General features: G+C 77.1%; 1 protein-coding gene. It reads left to right on the plus strand.

Going from position 1 to position 571, the window contains the following annotated elements; all coding sequences use genetic code 11:
• On the plus strand, positions 1-571 hold a 571-nt coding region (locus tag LPA54_RS35625), incomplete at both ends, for a DUF2867 domain-containing protein (RefSeq protein WP_228984714.1).

Here is a 571-nt window from a genome sequence, read left to right on the forward strand (position 1 = left end):
CCGCGCCATGATGCGCCGCTACGCCGAGGTCGCGGGGCTGCGCCGGCGGGTCATCGTGCCGGTGCCGGTGCTCACGCCCCGGCTGTCGAGCCACTGGATCGGGCTGGTCACGCCGGTGCCCGCCGTCATCGCCCGGCCGCTCACCGAGTCGCTGCGCCACGAAGTGGTGTGCCGCGAGCACGACATCGCGCGGTATGTGCCCGACGCCCCCGGCCGGCCGCTGCCCTTCGACGAGGCGCTGCGGCTGGCGCTGGCCCGGGTGCGGGAGGCGCAGGTCGCCACCCGCTGGTCGTCCGCCTCCGTGCCGGGGGCGCCGAGCGATCCGCTGCCCACCGACCCCCGGTGGGCGGGCGGCAGCCTCTACAGGGACGAACGGGACCAGGTGGTGCCCGCGTCGCCGGAGGCCCTCTGGAAGGTGATCGAGGGCATCGGCGGCGAGCACGGCTGGTACTCCTTCCCGCTGGCGTGGGCGGTGCGCGGGCGGCTGGACCGGTTCGTCGGCGGGGTGGGGCTGCGCCGCGGACGGCGTGACCCGCACCGGCTGCGGGCGGGCGACTCGCTGGACTTCTGG

It is taken from the genome of Streptomyces sp. DH12, assembly GCF_020873895.1.
Classification (GTDB): Bacteria; Actinomycetota; Actinomycetes; order Streptomycetales; family Streptomycetaceae; genus Streptomyces.